This window comes from Paenibacillus sp. FSL H3-0321 (genome assembly GCF_038002865.1).
In the GTDB taxonomy this organism is placed as follows: Bacteria; Bacillota; Bacilli; order Paenibacillales; family Paenibacillaceae; genus Paenibacillus_AQ.
Genome location: NZ_JBBODH010000001.1, coordinates 6,151,564 through 6,168,054 on the forward strand (window position 1 = coordinate 6,151,564; position 16,491 = coordinate 6,168,054).

General features: G+C 53.1%; 14 protein-coding genes, 1 pseudogene and 1 riboswitch. Of the genes and pseudogenes, 14 read left to right on the forward strand and 1 reads right to left on the reverse strand.

Annotated features, from left to right (window positions below; translation table 11 throughout):
- Positions 1 to 73: 73 nt before the first annotated feature.
- The 12 genes and pseudogenes from MHI45_RS27430 to MHI45_RS27485 all read left to right on the forward strand — a co-directional run bounded on the left by MHI45_RS27430 (position 74) and on the right by MHI45_RS27485 (position 14,394).
- On the forward strand, positions 74 to 1,378 hold the full coding sequence (locus MHI45_RS27430) for an ABC transporter substrate-binding protein (RefSeq protein ID WP_076110500.1): 1,305 nt from the start codon (positions 74 to 76) through the stop codon (positions 1,376 to 1,378).
- A 101-nt stretch (positions 1,379 to 1,479) separates the two neighbouring features.
- A complete protein-coding gene (locus MHI45_RS27435; protein WP_076110501.1) occupies positions 1,480 to 2,364 on the forward strand; it encodes a carbohydrate ABC transporter permease in 885 nt (294 codons plus the stop codon).
- Positions 2,361 to 3,188 (forward strand): carbohydrate ABC transporter permease, encoded by an 828-nt coding sequence (locus MHI45_RS27440; protein ID WP_076110502.1) that lies wholly within the window; start codon positions 2,361 to 2,363, stop codon positions 3,186 to 3,188. Before MHI45_RS27435 ends, MHI45_RS27440 begins: the two co-directional genes overlap by 4 nt.
- A gap of 21 nt (positions 3,189 to 3,209) precedes the next feature.
- A complete protein-coding gene (locus MHI45_RS27445; protein WP_076110503.1) occupies positions 3,210 to 5,222 on the forward strand; it encodes a beta-galactosidase in 2,013 nt (670 codons plus the stop codon).
- Between the two features lie 76 nt (positions 5,223 to 5,298).
- A riboswitch (guanidine-I (ykkC/yxkD leader) is annotated at positions 5,299 to 5,406 on the forward strand.
- A gap of 107 nt (positions 5,407 to 5,513) precedes the next feature.
- Positions 5,514 to 5,846, forward strand: coding sequence for a DMT family transporter (locus MHI45_RS27450; protein ID WP_038599007.1), 333 nt, complete (start codon positions 5,514 to 5,516; stop codon positions 5,844 to 5,846).
- A 1-nt stretch (position 5,847) separates the two neighbouring features.
- Entirely contained in the window at positions 5,848 to 6,162 is a 315-nt protein-coding gene (locus MHI45_RS27455; protein ID WP_076110504.1) for a DMT family transporter, read from the forward strand.
- Between the two features lie 107 nt (positions 6,163 to 6,269).
- The gene (locus MHI45_RS27460) at positions 6,270 to 7,133 is read left to right on the forward strand and encodes an aldo/keto reductase (protein ID WP_076110505.1); all 864 of its coding nucleotides are present in this window, start codon (positions 6,270 to 6,272) and stop codon (positions 7,131 to 7,133) included.
- Between the two features lie 603 nt (positions 7,134 to 7,736).
- Positions 7,737 to 8,836, forward strand: a pseudogene (locus MHI45_RS27465) (glycoside hydrolase family 1 protein).
- Positions 8,837 to 9,186: 350 nt separating this feature from the next.
- Positions 9,187 to 10,635: a PTS mannitol transporter subunit IICB gene (locus MHI45_RS27470; RefSeq protein ID WP_076110507.1), complete on the forward strand. Its 1,449-nt coding sequence runs from the start codon at positions 9,187 to 9,189 to the stop codon at positions 10,633 to 10,635.
- Positions 10,636 to 10,731: 96 nt separating this feature from the next.
- Positions 10,732 to 12,798: a BglG family transcription antiterminator gene (locus MHI45_RS27475; RefSeq protein WP_076110508.1), complete on the forward strand. Its 2,067-nt coding sequence runs from the start codon at positions 10,732 to 10,734 to the stop codon at positions 12,796 to 12,798.
- A 16-nt stretch (positions 12,799 to 12,814) separates the two neighbouring features.
- Positions 12,815 to 13,249 carry a PTS sugar transporter subunit IIA gene (locus MHI45_RS27480; RefSeq protein ID WP_076110509.1) on the forward strand — a complete coding sequence of 145 codons (435 nt, stop codon included), beginning with the start codon at positions 12,815 to 12,817 and terminating at the stop codon, positions 13,247 to 13,249.
- Positions 13,249 to 14,394 (forward strand): mannitol-1-phosphate 5-dehydrogenase, encoded by a 1,146-nt coding sequence (locus tag MHI45_RS27485; protein ID WP_076110565.1) that lies wholly within the window; start codon positions 13,249 to 13,251, stop codon positions 14,392 to 14,394. The genes MHI45_RS27480 and MHI45_RS27485 overlap by 1 nt, the downstream gene beginning before the upstream one ends.
- Positions 14,395 to 14,460: 66 nt before the next feature.
- On the opposite strand, the gene MHI45_RS27490 is transcribed toward MHI45_RS27485, so the two are convergent.
- Complete coding sequence (locus MHI45_RS27490; RefSeq protein WP_076110510.1) at positions 14,461 to 15,534, reverse strand: M42 family metallopeptidase; 1,074 nt, start codon at positions 15,532 to 15,534, stop codon at positions 14,461 to 14,463.
- 152 nt (positions 15,535 to 15,686) lie between these two features.
- Between MHI45_RS27490 and MHI45_RS27495 the strand changes: the two genes are divergently transcribed.
- Entirely contained in the window at positions 15,687 to 15,857 is a 171-nt protein-coding gene (locus MHI45_RS27495) for a hypothetical protein (protein ID WP_179091735.1), read from the forward strand.
- A 134-nt stretch (positions 15,858 to 15,991) separates the two neighbouring features.
- Positions 15,992 to 16,489: a stage V sporulation protein AC gene (gene spoVAC, locus MHI45_RS27500; RefSeq protein ID WP_038587871.1), complete on the forward strand. Its 498-nt coding sequence runs from the start codon at positions 15,992 to 15,994 to the stop codon at positions 16,487 to 16,489.
- Positions 16,490 to 16,491 lie beyond the last annotated feature (2 nt).

Below are 16,491 nucleotides of genomic sequence, written 5' to 3' on the forward strand. Positions count from 1 at the left end.
CCAATTAACCGCTTTCATAATAAAGATACAATGAAAGCGTAAACAAAACATAGACATTGGGAGGTCTTACAACATGAACAAGATGACCAAAGGTGTACTCTGTACATTCCTCACCGCCACACTGCTGGCCGGCTGCGGCAGCAACAACGGTACAAACAACAGCAATGCTGCGGAAGAAGGAAATACAGGCAGCGGTACAGCCAAAAGCGTTACCCTGAAGATGTTCATCGCGCAGCCGCGCTTTAAGGAACAATATGATAATTATATTGCCGAGTTCGTGAAGAAAGAGAAAGCGGACAAAAATATTGATGTTTCCGTACAGCTCGAAATGCCGACAGCAGACAATGCCTCGCAAATTCTGAAGACGCGCCTGGCCTCCAATGATGCACCGGATATATTCGCTATCCATGCTGTGAACGAAATTCCATCCTATTACAAGGCCGGGTACCTGGAAGACCTGACAGATCAGCCCTTTGTCGGCAAGCTGCTGGACAGCGTGAAGCCCTCTGTAACCACTACGGACGGCAAGGTTGTGGCGCTTCCGCTGGAAACCCTGTCCTGGGGCTACCTCTATAACAAGACCATATTTGCCGAGAATGGCCTGACCCCGCCGACAACGCTGACAGAGATGAAGGCCGTCACCGAGAAGCTGAAGGCGAAGAACATAACGCCGTTCGTGCTCTCTTATAAGGAATCATGGATTCCGCAGCTGGTGCTTCCGCTGGCTGTAGGGGGGATGATGAAAACTGCGGACCCTGAATTCGTCAACAAGATGAACAAGGATGAGGGCTCCTTTACCGAGATGAAATCCGCGATCTTTGATGTGTTTGATCTCATCAACGCAAACGGCACGGCGAAGGCCACCGAAGTCGGCGGCGATGACGGTGCGGCGGCATTTGCCGCTGGCAAAGGAGCTATGTGGCTGATGGGACCGTGGTATGCCGAAACCATCCTGAAGTCGAACCCGGATCTGGATTTTGGTGTTGCTCCGCTGCCGATCAGCGACAATGCGGATGCGACCCTGATCAATCTCAGCGCCTCGACTTCGCTCGCGGTATCCCCGACCAGCAAGAACAAGGAGGTTGCGCTTGATTTCCTGAATTATGTGCTGGATGATCAAGCCTCCAACGGCTTATTCCAGGCAATGAAATTCAATCCGGTGTCCACGGTGCACACCTATGAGAGCTATCCTTGGATCACCGAAGCGACCACCTATGTCAAAGCTGGCAAGTCGGTGCAGGACCCGGCCATTCCGCAATCCGTCAAGGATGAGGTGGGCAAAGGGCTGCAGGCATATTATGCAGGACAAATGAGCCAGGATGATGTGCTCAAGGCGCTCGACAAAGCCTGGAAATCCTACAATAAGGTAAACAAATAAGCAACAGCTTTACAGTCCGGGATGGAAGAAACCGGGGGCGCTGGCCCTCCTTCCTCCATCCCGTTTGCTTTGCACACCACAGAGGGAGAGGGGCGGATATTATGCCGGTCAAGCGCTATAAAAGTGTTGTTTCGCTGCTTGCTTTCGTTGCACCCGCATTTATCATTTATTCATTGTTTCTGCTGATTCCGACCATCGGCGGCATGTACTACAGCTTCACGGACTGGAACGGGCTGAACCGCGACTATTCTTTTATCGGCCTCGGCAATTTCATTGAAGCGCTGCGCGAGGACCCGGATTTCGTGCACGCCTTGCTCTTTACACTGAAATACGTGCTGTTCATGATCGTATTGCAAAATGTATTCGCACTTGTGCTTGCCGTGTTCATTGAGACAAAAACAAGAACCAAAGGCTTTTTCCGGACGATCTTCTTCATGCCGAATATGATCAGCACCATCATCAGCGCTTTTATGTGGACCTTCGTGTTCTCCCAAGTGCTGCCGCAGCTTGCCGAGAAGACGGCAGCGTCGTTCCTGGACCAGCTGTGGATCGGAGATCCCAACGTTTCTTTCTATTCGATCATTATCGTATCGCTGTGGAATGGCGTCGGCTATATGATGATTATATATTTGGCCGCCCTGCAGGGGGTGCCGCAAAGCCTGAAGGAAGCTGCCGTCATTGACGGGGCCAGCCCGTTCCAGACGTTCCGCAAGGTGACGATGCCGATGATTACGCATGCGGTTACGATCTGTTTTTTCCTTACGCTGAACGGGGCATTCAAGGTATTTGAGGTGGTATACGGGCTTACCGGCGGCGGTCCGGGACGCAGTACACAGGTCATTACGATGAATATCTACGAAGAGGCGTTCTCCAACAACTTCCGCTACGGATATGCCAGCGCCAAATCGGTGATTCTGTTCGTAATTATCCTGCTCTTCACCTTTATCCAGATCGGTGTCATGAAGAGAAAAGAGGTGGAAGCATGAGACTGAGAAAGGGAGCCAACCTATTCATCACGCTGTTTCTCTGTATCGGCGCTGTCATGTCCTTTTTCCCGATTTATCTGGCGATTATTAATTCCGTGAAAACCCAAGGCGAGATGTTCGCTTCCTTCACGGCGCTGCCGACCAAGCTGCACTTTGAGAACTACAGCCAGGCTTTTAGCAAAATCAACCTGCTAAGCAGCACCCTGAACTCGGTTATTGTCTCGGTCATTGGTATTGGAGGCATCATTTTCTGTGCTGCCCTGGCCGGTTACAAATTATCCCGGACCTCCGGCAGACTTAGCGCGGCGATCTTCTCGCTATTCATTGCTTCCATGCTGGTACCGTTTCATTCGATTATGATTCCGCTTACACGGATGGCCAAAGCACTGCATGTCAGCGGCAGCACCTACGGCCTTGCTGTGATCTACATTGGTCTTGGAGTGAACATGGCGATCTTCCTGTACCACGGCTTTGTGAAGTCGATCCCCCGCGAGCTTGAGGAAGCGGCACGGATTGACGGCTGCGGCGAGTTCCAGACCTTCTTCCGCATCATCTTTCCGCTCTTGCTGCCGATTACGGTAACCATTGCGATTCTGGACTTCCTGTGGATCTGGAATGACTTCCTGCTGCCGCTGCTGATGCTCACCGACTCTACCAAATATACGCTGATTCTATCGACCAACACACTGTTCGGAGAGTACAATAAGGAGTGGTCGCTGATTCTGGCAGCGCTGGTGCTGACTGCGCTTCCTGTGATCGTTATCTATGGATTCTTCCAAAAGTTTATTATGCAGGGCATTGCCGAAGGGGCAATAAAAGGCTAAAGCGAGAGGAGCAACAGAGTAATGAGTCAATTACGTTACGGCGTCGCCTACTACGATGAATATATGCCTTATGAGAGGCTGAATGAGGATATTGCTATGATGCTGGAGGCCGGGATCAATACCGTCCGCATCGCCGAATCGACCTGGAGCACGCATGAGCCGCAGAACGGGATATTCGACTTCACTTCCGTCGACCGGGTGCTGGATGCGATGCATGCCGCAGGAATCTCCGTGATTGTCGGGACCCCAACCTATGCCGTTCCCACATGGCTGGTCAAAGAGCATCCCGGAGTGCTGGCTGTAACGGCGGACGGTCCCGGCCGGTATGGCGCACGGCAGATCATGGATATAACGAACCCGGTCTACCTGTTCCATGCGGAGCGGATCATCCGCAAGCTGATCGGCAGGGTCAGCAAGCATCCGGCGGTCATTGGCTACCAGACGGACAACGAGACGAAGCACTACGGGACAGCCGGAGAGAATGTGCAGCTGCTGTTTGTTAAGCATATGCGGCAGAAGTATGGAACACTGGATGAGATCAATGACCGGTTCGGGCTGGATTACTGGAGCAACCGGATTAACAGCTGGGAGGACTTTCCGTCCGCTGTCGGCACGATCAACGGCAGCCTGGGTGCGGAATTCGCCCGTTTCCAGCGTGGTCTGGTGACGGAATTTCTTGGCTGGCAGGTGTCGCTGGTGAACGAGTACAAGCAGCCGGGACAATTCGTCACACAGAATTTTGATTTTGAATGGCGCGGCTATTCGTATGGCGTACAGCCATCCGTGGATCATTTTGCCGCGGCTGAAGCCTTCGACATCGCCGGAGTGGATATTTATCATCCCTCGCAGCATGAGCTGACCGGAACGGAAATCTCCTTCGGAGGGGATATCGCCCGTTCCCTGAAGCGCAGCAATTATCTTGTATTGGAGACACAGGCCCAGGCGTTTCCCCACTGGACACCCTATCCGGGCCAGCTGCGGCTCCAGGCCTTCAGCCATCTCGCCTCCGGGGCAAATATGGTGGCTTACTGGCATTGGCATTCCATTCATAATTCGTTTGAGACCTACTGGAAGGGGCTGCTCAGCCACGACTTTAAGCCGAATCCGGTATACAACGAGGCCAAGACTATCGGCCGGGATTTTGCCCGCTTAAGTCAGGCGCTGGTGGACCTGCGCAAGGATAATAAGGTCGCGGTAATGGTCAGCAATGAAGCCCTGACTGCGATGGAATGGTTCAAGCTGCCGGATGGCAGGAACTACAATGATGTGGTTCGCTGGCTTTACGATGAGCTGTACCGGATGAATATCGAATGCGACTTCATTCAGCCCGGCTGTACCGAGCTTTCGAGATATAGTCTCATCATTGTTCCGGCACTTTATGCTGTTCCGGATGAAGCACTGCTGCGCTTAAATGAATATGTGCGCGAGGGAGGCCACGCCGTCTATTCCTTCAAATCCGGCTTCGCGGATGAAGATCTCAAAGTGCGCACGGCAGAGCAGCCGGGCATTATCAGCGAGGCCTGCGGAATCAGCTACAGCATGTTTGTGACTCCGCATGAGGTGACACTGCGCAGCGAAGCTCTGGATACCGGTGCGGCAGATCCTGCGGTGAATACATGGATGGAGCTGATTACACCGGATACGGCGGAGGTGCTGTTCCGTTATGAGCATCCTCATTGGGGCGAATATGCGGCCGTCACCCGGAACAGGTTCGGAAACGGTACGGCAACCTATATCGGCTGCATGACAAGCAGCGGGCTGGCCGGCAGCATCCTGAAATCCGCTGCGCAGGAGGCCGGATTATGGGGGCCCGATCAGGAGCTGGCTTTTCCGCTGATTGTGAAGACTGGAGTGAACCGGCAGCAGCAGAGGGTACGCTATTATTTTAATTATAGCGATGAGCCGGTGTCTATGGTGTACCGGCATGGCGCGGCAGCAGAGCTGTTGTCCGGAAGAGAGGTTCAGCCTGAGGAAAAACTTGAGCTTGAGCCTTGGGGTGTGCACATCCTCCTGGAGCATTCAAGCGGACAATGAGACCGGAGGCCCCGGGAATAATAGAGGGTTGCTTTTATCGGCGGTATTTGCTAACATATAATGTAACTTAATCAGTTGTTCTGTTTTCTAGGGTTCCGCAGCTGCTACAGGCTGGGCTGGTCCGAGGGAAAACGCATGTACTGCGATGTACATGTCTACACGGAGGGATAAAAGCCCGGGAGGTATCGTCAATTAGACGATGGCCTTCCGGGCTTATTTTGTTTCCGCGGTTAAGAGGTTTGTACCATAACTTATTTAGGGGAAGAGGAGGAAATGGCAGTGAATAACAGTATGGCATGGGTTAAGATCGCAGGCGCTGCCTGCTTCGAGGTCGTGTGGGTCATCGGGCTGAAGCACGCTTCGGCTCCGTGGGAGTGGCTCGTTACGGTAGTGGCCATTATCATCAGTTTTTATACGATCATCTCGGCGAGCAGCAAGCTGCCCGTAGGTACAGTCTATTCTGTATTTGTCGGACTCGGCACAGCCGGGACCGTCCTGGCGGATATCCTCTGGTTCGGTGAGCCGTTCAAGCCGCTGAAGCTGGTGCTGGTCTTGGTTCTGCTGGCGGGTGTTATCGGGCTGAAGCTTGTGACTGGTGATTCTAAAGAGAAGGAGGTGTCCTAAAATGGCTTGGTTAATGCTGATTGCTGCCGGCTGTTGTGAAATGTTCGGGGTGGCGATGATAGGCAAGCTGCACCGGGACCGCAATTGGCAGGCGATTGCCCTGCTGGTTCTCGGATTCGGAGGCAGCTTTCTGCTGCTGTCGCTCGCCATGGAAAGTCTCCCGATGGGCACGGCCTATGCGGTATGGACAGGAATTGGTGCTTCCGGAGGTGCGATTCTGGGCATGGTCCTGTATGGTGAAGCCCGGGATCTGCGGCGGATCATCTGTATTGTGGTGATTCTCGGAGCTGCCGTCGGTTTGAAAATGGTAGGCTGACGACGCTGAGATGTTAAAGAAATAGACACCTGTACGATGTTTCGAATGATGTAACATGGTAAGTATAGTAAGTAGTACTTAATCCATCGTATAAGGAGACTTCCACTATGAATGAAAATATACCCGAGCGGATTAAACTTCCGGACGGAACAGACTTGCCGAGAATCGGGCAGGGAACCTGGTGTATGGGTGATGATGCTTCCAGACGTTCTGAGGAGATAGCTGCCCTGAGGCATGGAGTAGAGTTGGGTCTTAGTGTGATAGATACGGCAGAAATGTACGGAGACGGCCGCTCGGAAGAGCTTGTTGGCGAAGCGATCCGGGGAATCCGCGACAGCGTATTCCTGGTCTCCAAGGTGTATCCGCAAAATGCAGGCAAGAAACAGCTGGCCCGCAGCTGTGAGGACAGTCTGAAGCGGCTCCGTACGGATCATCTGGATCTATATCTGCTGCACTGGCGGGGGAAGATTCCGCTGGAGGAGACGGTGGAAGGCATGGAGGAACTGGTGGCCGCCGGAAAAATAGCCCGCTGGGGCGTGTCCAATCTGGACACGGACGATATGCGGGAATTGCTGCGCATCCCCGGAGGCAACCGCTGCGCTGTTAATCAGGTCCTCTACCACCTGGGTTCCAGAGGTATTGAGCATGAGCTGCTGTCCTGGCAGCGGAGCCACAAAATACCTGTAATGGCCTACTCTCCGCTGGCACAGGCAGGCACCTTGAGAAAAGGGCTGACGGAGAATGCTGCGGTGCAGGAGGTTGCCCTTAGACACGGAGCGACACCACTGCAAATTCTGCTGGCCTGGAGCATCCGGGAAGACGACGTAATCGCTATTCCCAAAGCATCGACCCCGCGGCATGTAGCCGAGAACGCGGCAGCAGGGGAAATCAAGCTCAGTACTGATGAGCTGTGGCAGCTGGATGAGGCTTTTCCGCAGCCCGCCTGGAGAGTTCCGCTGGATATGATCTAAAATCATCTAAAGAGGCTGACCTGAAAGTGGATTTTCTACGAGCGGGGACAGACCACATTCATTCTCAAAACCGTAATAGTCAACAGAGCAGCGATTCTCCTGTTATTGGAGGATCGCTGCTTTGCGTTTGGGTCAACAGCCAGGATCTACTGAACTATGTAGCAGCTGCAAGCAGCGGGTATCCTTAGGTCTATGGTGAAAATGCAGGCTAAGATAATTGGACTCCCCTAGCAGTTTCTGGTAGTTTTCGTATTTTTATAGCCGGGAAAGTAGGTCCTTACGAAGCTTCCGAACAGCTTTCTTTAAGGAGTTATTTTTAGGTTGGGTCAGCAGTTGAGCCTCCAGCTGCCGCACCACTTGTTCGAGTTTTTCACTGCTCATCTCAGAATACGCTTCATAAAGATTGTAAGTGTGTTTCCGCTTAAACAGTGGAGAGAACGGACAGACCCGCGGAAAAGCAGCAGCGGTCGCCTTGGTCTCCGGATTTTCACCGCTAAGGAAGGTGTCCTAATTTTGTTATCAAAAACTACTGAAAAGTTTGATATAATAAATAAAATATAGATAACAACATACTAACAGGAATTGCAGGGGGTAAATCATTATATGACTAAGATTCAATTTCCGCAGGATTTCACTTGGGGCGCTGCCACAGCCTCCTATCAAATTGAGGGAGCCTATCAGGAAGACGGGCGGGGTTTATCCATCTGGGATACATTTTCCCGCATCCCGGGCAAAGTGATCAATGGCGATAACGGAGATACAGCCTGTGACAGCTACCACCGCTACCCGGAGGATATCGCGAAACGGTGTTCCGTGAGTTCCATGGCAAAATCAAGCAGTGGTACACCATCAACGAGCCTTGGTGTGCTTCATTTCTGTCCAACTATTACGGCGAGCATGCGCCGGGCAACAAGGATCTCCAGACCGGACTTGATGTTGCCCATCATCTGATGGTTGCCCATGGCCGAGCCGTCCGGAAATTCCGGGAGCTTGGGTTCGAGGGGCTGATCGGCTATGCGCCGAACGTCACCTGGATGGAGCCGTACACCACCCGGCAGGAGGATATGGATGCCTGCCGACGGCAGATCGGCTGGTTCCTGGAATGGTTTATGGACCCGGTGTTCAAAGGGCAGTACCCTTCCTTCCTGGTAGAGTGGTTCAAGGCTGCCGGTGCGGAGCTGCATATTGCCGAAGGCGACATGGAACTGATCAGCGAGCCGATAGACATCTTAGGCATTAACTATTACAACGGAAGCGTGGCCCGCCATAACAGCGAAGGCGGACTTATGCAGATCGAAACCCTCGATGTGGGCTATGAGCATACGGACATCGGCTGGCCGATCTATCCGCAGGGTTTTTACAATGTGCTCAGCCGCATTCATGAACTGTACGGTGATCTTCCGATCTATATCACGGAGAATGGAGCCTGTTATAACGATGAGCCGATAGAGGGTGTAGTGGCGGATCAGAAACGGATCAGCTATATTCATAAGCACCTGATTCAATTAGAGCGCTGCATCTCTTCGGGCATTCCGGTCAAGGGGTATTATTCCTGGTCGCTGATGGACAATTTTGAGTGGGCTTACGGCTATACGATGCGGTTCGGATTAATTCATGTCGACTACAATACACTGGCAAGAACGAAAAAAGACAGCTTTTATTGGTATCAGAATACGATTGAAAATAACGGAGTGGAAATCTAAATAAAGCACATCCTAAACGGGAGTCTTGCAGCCAATGCAGACTTCCGTTTTTTTGTAAATATAAGGATGTTTAGGCTTCACGCCATAAATTATTTTTGTTTTTGCTAAAGAAACGGACCTCATCCCATAGGGATGGCAGGACCGTTTTTTCTTGTGTCCATAAGCCGGATGCATGTCCAAAAGCCTGTGGCAACAGCTCTTAAATGTTGTCAACAACGTTCATGACGAAACCGTGTTTTCAATTTGATGACAAAGAAAGCGCTTTGATTTACGCTGTGTGCATAAGGGATATCCTTTAAAGAAAGCTTAAACAAAGGCATCCCATTTAATTTATTAAGGGGGCATTTTAAATGGCCACAACGGCAACAACGCAAACTTCATCCGGTGGTACAAGGGTGAGAGTTCAACAATTCGGCCGCATGCTCAGCGGTATGGTTATGCCGAATATCGGCGCTTTTATCGCATGGGGTTTAATCACGGCTTTATTCATTCCAACAGGCTGGTTTCCAAATGAAAGCCTTGCAGCTCTAGTAGATCCAATGATCAAATTTCTGCTTCCGCTGCTCATCGGGTATACGGGCGGACAGATGGTACACGGTAAACGCGGCGGTGTTATCGGGGCGGTAGTCACGATGGGGGTTATCGTCGGTTCTTCTATTCCGATGTTCCTCGGCGCCATGATTGTCGGCCCGCTGGCCGGCTGGGTTTTGAAGCAATTCGACCGTGCGGTTGACGGCAAGATCAAAGCCGGGTTCGAAATGCTTGTCAACAACTTCTCGCTCGGCATCATCGGCGGCGGCTTGTCCATTGCTGCGCTGAAGGGAATCGGACCTCTGGTCGAAGGTTTGACCAACATCCTTTCGAGTGGTGTGGAGTTTCTGGTCAACCATAACCTGCTGCCTCTTGTCAACATCATCATTGAGCCGGCAAAAGTATTGTTCCTGAACAATGCAATCAACCACGGCGTACTCGGACCGATTGCGCTGGAAGAATCACAGAGACTGGGACAGTCGGTACTGTTCATGCTGGAATCGAATCCGGGACCAGGGCTGGGTATCCTGCTTGCTTACTGGCTGGTAGGACGCGGTTCGGCGAAGGCCTCCGCACCGGGTGCGGTTATCATTCACTTCCTGGGGGGTATTCATGAAATTTACTTCCCGTACATTCTGATGAATCCACGTCTGATCCTTGCTGTTATCGGCGGCGGCGTGTCTGGAACGTTCACATTGCAATTGCTGGGCGCAGGTCTGGTAGCTTCTCCATCGCCAGGCAGTATCTTTGCTTACTTCGCCATGACACCTAAGGGCGGATATGTGCCAATGCTTGCCGGAGTCATTGTTGCCACAGCCGTATCCTTCGTGCTGGCTACACTGCTCCTTAAGACCGTGAAGAAGAACAACGAAGAAGAGATGGATCTGGAAGAAGCTGCGGCAAAAGTGAAAGACATGAAGTCGGCAGGGACTGCAGCGCAAACCGCTGCTGCTGCCGCAACTGTAACTACAGCGGCAAATGTCCGCGGCAAGTCTGATGTGAACAAAATCGTCTTTGCTTGTGATGCAGGCATGGGGTCCAGCGCGATGGGCGCATCCGTGCTAAGAAAAAAACTGCAGGCTGCCGGAGTCAATATTACGGTTGTCAATTCCGCAGTCAGCGAAATCCCTGCGGATGCTGATATCGTGGTTACCCAAAAAACGCTGACGGACCGGGCGATTGCCAGCAATCCGAAAGCAGAGCATATTTCTATCGACAATTTCTTGAAGAGCCCTAAATATGATGAGCTTGTGGAACGTTTAAAGTAAGCGGAACAAGCATAGAAATGATGTATAACGCTAACTCAGGAGACGCTGGCCCGCAAAGCCGGCGTTTGTCTCTATTTAGGGCGGGGGTACACGGTTATGAGAAAAGTTACCGCGAGGCAGCGTCAAATCATCTGGCTTCTCTTAGGGGTCAGTGAAGAGATTACTGCCGCCGAAATCGCCGAGAGTACCGGTGTGAGTGTAAGAACGGTTCACCGGGAGATGGAAGACATCGAGCTTACGCTGGCGGATTTCGGTCTGGATTTGATCCGTAAATCAGGAAAAGGGATTCAGTTGAGCGGCCCGGCGGCCGGTCTTGCTGAGCTGCGCCTGTTTTTGCGGGAAGAGAAGCCAGCGGAACATTCCAGCGAGGACCGCAAGGTGTATGAGCTCTGCTCCTTGCTGGAGGCAGAAGAGCCGGTGAAGCTGTTCACATTGGCCCACTGGCTCAAAGTTACGGTTGCTACCGTGAGCTATGACTTGGATGAACTGGAGCCCTGGGTCCGCAAGTTCGGCCTGCAGCTGGTCCGCAGGCGGGGCTACGGTGTTGAGATTACCGGCAGCGAGATTGACAAGCGCAGGGCGATTGGCCGGCTGGCCGCCGAGCATCTGGATCTTTCAGATCTGGTGGGTCATAATCCGCAGCCTGCGAGCAGTCCGGTCTTCCGGATTCTTCTGGATACGGTAGGCAAAACCAATCTGATGGACGTGGAGAACACGCTGTGGGATATGGAATGGAAATGGACGGCGGAACTGCCGGAGATCGTTTATATGGAAATGCTGCTTGGCCTCGCTGTAACCACCAGACGGATTGAGATTGGCCGGAGTATCGACAACGGCGGAGAAGCGGGATATCCCCGAATGTCAGATCACCGCCTAATTACCGCCGCCGAGCAATTTGGGCAGCGGCTGGGCCAGGCGCTGGGAGCTGAGATTCCGCGGGCAGAGATTCTATATATAGCCGGTCTGTTCGACAGGGTCCAGGAATCATTCTCCTCTGCCGGATTCGCCTCCGGTGACATTGAGCTGATGGAGATTGTATATAAGCTGACGGAAAGCGTGGTCAAACGGACCGGAGTTCCGTTTCAAAGCGACCGCTCCCTGCGGGAAGGGTTGCTGGAGCATATGGATCCGGCATTCAAGCGGCTCCGGGAGGGAACCCGTATCCGCAATCCGCTGCTGGGTCCCATCCGTAAGGATTATGAATATTTGTTCCAGATTGTGAGGGCCGCGGTGGAGGAGCTGGAGCTGGAACTGGACATCCCCGATGAGGAAATCGGATTTCTGGTCATGCATTTCGGCGCTTCTGTCGAACGTCTGAATCAGCTCAGGCGGGGCGTCCGGGCAATTCTGGTCTGCGCCAGCGGTCTCAGTTCTTCCCGGCTGCTGGCTACCCGGCTGGCCAAAGAAATGCCGCAGATTGAAATTCTCGGCAATATTTCCTGGTACGAAGCGGCGCGACTGCCTGCGGTTGACTACGATCTGATTATTTCAACGATTGATTTGCCGCTCGACAAAGACCGCTATATCAAAATCAGTCCTCTGTTGACGGGGGAAGAAATAGAAAAACTGCTGAGTTATATCCAGAACACCACGCTGAGAGAACGGGAGAGCGTTCCGCAAGGCGAGTACGACAGAACAGCGAGTGAAGAGCATTCCCTGGAGCGGTTGAAAAGCTACCAGGGCATGCTGGATGAAACGGTCAACCTGCTGGAGCGGTTCCGCTTCTATCCGCTTGATAACAGCGGGATAACGCTGCCCGCAACGATTTCGGCGATGCTCGATTTTCTGGATGGCAGCGGGGTGGTCGGCGATGCAGATATCCTGCTGGAGCGGCTGCTGGAACGGGAAAGGATGGCCAGCCAGGTCATTCCGGACACTGGGCTTGCTCTGTTTCATGCAAGAAGCAGCCACATCCTGATGTCTTCCCTGACGCTGTACCGTCTGCGCCAGCCGGTTGTGCTGGATGGGGATACCGAGGTCAGGGTCATCCTGCTGATGCTTGCACCGCGCAAGCTGTCCAAGGAAAGCCTGGAAGTGCTGAGTGAAATCAGTGCAATGCTGCTTAATTCCGAGCTGGTGAAGCTGCTTGAGGAGCGTACGGAGTCCGAGATCAGGCGATATCTGTCGTCAGAGCTGCTGCGTTTTTTCGAAAATAAAATGTGAAAGCGAGAGAAACCATATGAGTATACTGTCAGAGAATAAAGTGATTATGAACGGTGCTGCCAAAGATAAATACGAGGCGATCGCCATGGCCGGAAAGCTGCTTGTGGATGCCGGACATGTAACAGAAGAATATGTGCCGAAGATGCTTGAGCGCGAAGAGGTCGTTTCCACTTATATGGGCGAAGGACTGGCCATTCCCCACGGAACCAAAGAAGCCAGACCTTTCATTAAATCTACCGGATTGTCCATTATCCGCTTTCCGGATGGTGTTGATTTTGGCGGAGATGAACCGGCCTTTGTTGTGATTGGCATTGCAGCGGCAGGTGACGGGCACATGGAAGTATTGACGAATGTGGCGATGATCTTCTCGGAAGAGGATGCTATTGAGCGGGTTATGAATGCGCCAACCCCGGCCGATGTGATCGCCATCTTCGAAGGAGGCCTGGAATGATGAAGGCTGTTCATTTTGGTGCCGGCAATATCGGCAGAGGTTTTATCGGTCTGCTTCTGTCGCAGGCGGGCTATGAGGTCACCTTCGTCGATGTGAATGAAACCTTCGTGACACAGCTTCAAAAACGCGGGGAATATCCGGTGACGCTGGCCAGCGAGGGTCAGGAAACGGTGATCGTGAAGAACGTGACTGCACTAAGCAGTGTAACCCATGCCGAAGAAGTTGCGGCGGCCATTGCCGGAGCGGATCTTGTTACGACAGCGGTCGGAGTATCCATCCTGAAGCATATTGCAGGGGTGCTGGCTGAGGGGATCGGCAGACGGCTTGCGGGTTCCACCGCTCCGCTGCATGTCATCGCCTGCGAGAATGCCATCGGCGGGAGTGCGCAATTGAAAGAGCTCGTATATGCCAAGCTGGATTCAGAAGTCCGGGCCAAAGCGGATATATCCGTAGCTTTTCCGAACGCGGCTGTAGACCGGATTGTTCCCTTGCAGCAGCATGAGGATATCCTCAAGGTAATGGTAGAACCATTCTATGAGTGGGTGGTAGACGCTTCTCAGATGCTTCCGGGTTACCGTCCGGTAGAAGGTGTTCACTATGTAGATAATCTTGAACCTTATATTGAACGCAAATTGTTCACGGTGAATACCGGGCACTGTTCGGCAGCGTATCTAGGGTACCTGCGCGGTTACGGGACGATCCAGCAGGCCATGGCGGATGAGGGTTTGACCGCGCTTGTGCGCGAAGTGCTGGAGGAGACAGGGACGGTGCTGGTTCAGAAGCACGGGTTCGACGCGGAGCAGCACAGCAAGTATATCGACAAAATACTGGAGCGCTTTCGCAATCCGGCCCTGACAGATGAAGTTACCCGTGTAGGACGTTCACCGATCCGCAAGCTGTCGCCGAATGACCGGCTGGTATCGCCGGCGCTCCAGGCTTTTGACAGAGGGCTTGGGTACACGGCCCTGAGCCGCTCCATGGCGGCAGCACTGCTGTTCAACGTGAGCGATGATCCAGAAGCGGTTGAGCTTCAGGCGGCTGTCGCAGAGCTTGGTGCCGCAGTGGCAGTTGCGAAATATACCGGCCTGGCCGCAGATCATGCGGTGCACCGGTCGGTGATGGCAGAGTATGACAAACTGAAATAACGATGTAGGGCTCATAAAGAGCCGCAGGGGAGATTCTGTCCCCTGCGGCTCTTCGAATAGCGTAGCTTAGCTGTTCTCAATAATGGTCTGCAGCGTCGTACGGTCCAGCCCTTCCACAAGCTTGATCAGCAGCTCTTTGGCGGCATCATAATCATCGCTGTGAATGATGGAAGAGGATGTGTGGATGTAGCGCGAGCAGATTCCAATCACTGTGGACGGCACGCCAATTCCGCTGACATGCACCTGCCCGGCATCGGTTCCGCCTTGGGAGACGAAATACTGGTATTTGATCCGGTGGGTATCTGCCGTATCCTGAACGTATTCGAGCAGGCCGCGGTGGGTAATCATCGTCGGATCGTAAATGCGCAGCAGCGCTCCTTGGCCCAATTGGCCGAAGGCCTGGCGGTCGCCGGTCATGTCGGCGGCGGCACTGGCATCCAGGCCGAAGAAGATGTCCGGCGACAGCAGGTTAGCTGCTGTGCGGGCACCGCGCAGGCCGACCTCTTCCTGTACCGTAGCGCCGGCGAACACGGTGTTTGGCAGTTTTTTGCCGTGCAGCGCTTTGACCAGCTCAATGGCAAGGCCTAAGCCATAGCGGTTGTCCCACGCTTTGGCCATGATTTTCTTCGGATTGGCCAGCGGGGTGAACGGACAGATCGGCAGAATCTGCTGTCCCGGAGCTACGCCGTAGCCCTGTGCTTCTTCCCGGCTGTCGGCACCGATATCTATGTACATTCTGCGGATATCACCGGTTTTGTTGCGTTCGTCATCACTCAGCAGATGGATCGGCGTACTGCCGACAACACCCGTCAATGTTCCCTTAGGGGTAATGATCTGCAGCCGCTGTGAGGCTACAGCCGAAGCCAGCCAGCCGCCGAGCGGCTGAAAGCGGATCATTCCGTTGTCGGTGATGCCGGTGACCATAAAGCCCACCTCATCAAAGTGTCCGGCTACCATAATCTTGGGGCCGTTCTCTTCACCGCGCAGTACGCCGAACAGGCTGCCTAGCCGGTCCTGGACGAACTCTTCGGTATACGGTGTCATAGCATCCTTGACATAGGCACGCAACTCGCGCTCAAAGCCCGGAGCTGCGGGGAATTCAGTTAATGTTTTGAACAGATTAGTCGTTTCTTGATTCATATACATATCGCTCCTTTACTATTGTCTAGTATGAACATTGTCGCGCTACTTGTCCATGTCTTCAAAGGGGGAAATGAACACTGGGCGCCGCCTTTGCGAATATTATGCAGTAGTGGCTCTGCAGGCAGGAGCCGGGAAAGGAAGCGAGGAAGATGAGGGTGGCTGGAAGCAGGTCCGCGGACAACCCGCAGGGCTACTACGGTAAAGTGAATGCCCGTGGGGTGCCGAAAAGATACCTCCGCCGGTATGGGCCGGAGCGCGATGCTGTGCTGATTTTGATTCTGTTTATACTGCTGATTGTAATACTGCTGTATTTTTCCTGAACTGGGGAGACATAACGAAGCGGCTTACGGCGAACAATAAGGAAAAACTTCTAAGCGAAGAAAAGTCCGAGGGGAAATGTCCGCACTCACTGGTCCAGCCCTCCCCTCGCATACATTCCAGGAGGTGTCCTCATTTGCCGGCCAAAACTAGAAAGTCCGGTGTCAAGCTTCGGCTTGACACCATGACCCCACAGGATTATGAGAAATTGTCCAAGCCGTATGTGCCCAGCCGCCCTGTGTTCAAAAACTGCATCCGGGCTTTTCTGTCCGGAGGGTTGATCTGCGTGATCGGACAAGGCATCCAGGAGGCATTTATGGCGATATTCGATATGACCTCCAGGGAAGCCTCAAGCCCTACCGTTGCGGTTCTGATCCTTATCTCCGTCATCCTGACCAGCTTCGGTGTATATGACAAATTGGCCCAATGGTCAGGAGCAGGCACTGCTGTTCCCGTCACGGGTTTTGCCAACAGTATGTGCTCCGCAGCGCTTGAACACCGTGCCGAAGGTCTTGTGCTCGGAGTTGGCGGCAATATGTTCAAGCTAGCCGGCTCCGTCATTGTATTCGGTGTCGTCGCGGCCTTTATAGTCGGGGTAGTATATGCCATTATGGGCTGGGGAGGTTCTCACTAAAC

What these genes read in the sequence shown, in the direction of transcription:
- MHI45_RS27430 (WP_076110500.1), top strand. Translation starts at nt 74, where the DNA reads ATGAACAAGATGACCAAAGGTGTACTCTGTACATTCCTCACCGCCACA.
- MHI45_RS27435 (WP_076110501.1), top strand. Translation starts at nt 1,480, where the DNA reads ATGCCGGTCAAGCGCTATAAAAGTGTTGTTTCGCTGCTTGCTTTCGTT.
- MHI45_RS27440 (WP_076110502.1), top strand. Translation starts at nt 2,361, where the DNA reads ATGAGACTGAGAAAGGGAGCCAACCTATTCATCACGCTGTTTCTCTGT.
- MHI45_RS27445 (WP_076110503.1), top strand. Translation starts at nt 3,210, where the DNA reads ATGAGTCAATTACGTTACGGCGTCGCCTACTACGATGAATATATGCCT.
- MHI45_RS27450 (WP_038599007.1), top strand. Translation starts at nt 5,514, where the DNA reads ATGGCATGGGTTAAGATCGCAGGCGCTGCCTGCTTCGAGGTCGTGTGG.
- MHI45_RS27455 (WP_076110504.1), top strand. Translation starts at nt 5,848, where the DNA reads ATGGCTTGGTTAATGCTGATTGCTGCCGGCTGTTGTGAAATGTTCGGG.
- MHI45_RS27460 (WP_076110505.1), top strand. Translation starts at nt 6,270, where the DNA reads ATGAATGAAAATATACCCGAGCGGATTAAACTTCCGGACGGAACAGAC.
- MHI45_RS27470 (WP_076110507.1), top strand. Translation starts at nt 9,187, where the DNA reads ATGGCCACAACGGCAACAACGCAAACTTCATCCGGTGGTACAAGGGTG.
- MHI45_RS27475 (WP_076110508.1), top strand. Translation starts at nt 10,732, where the DNA reads ATGAGAAAAGTTACCGCGAGGCAGCGTCAAATCATCTGGCTTCTCTTA.
- MHI45_RS27480 (WP_076110509.1), top strand. Translation starts at nt 12,815, where the DNA reads ATGAGTATACTGTCAGAGAATAAAGTGATTATGAACGGTGCTGCCAAA.
- MHI45_RS27485 (WP_076110565.1), top strand. Translation starts at nt 13,249, where the DNA reads ATGAAGGCTGTTCATTTTGGTGCCGGCAATATCGGCAGAGGTTTTATC.
- MHI45_RS27490 (WP_076110510.1), bottom strand. Translation starts at nt 15,534, where the DNA reads ATGAATCAAGAAACGACTAATCTGTTCAAAACATTAACTGAATTCCCC.
- MHI45_RS27495 (WP_179091735.1), top strand. Translation starts at nt 15,687, where the DNA reads ATGAGGGTGGCTGGAAGCAGGTCCGCGGACAACCCGCAGGGCTACTAC.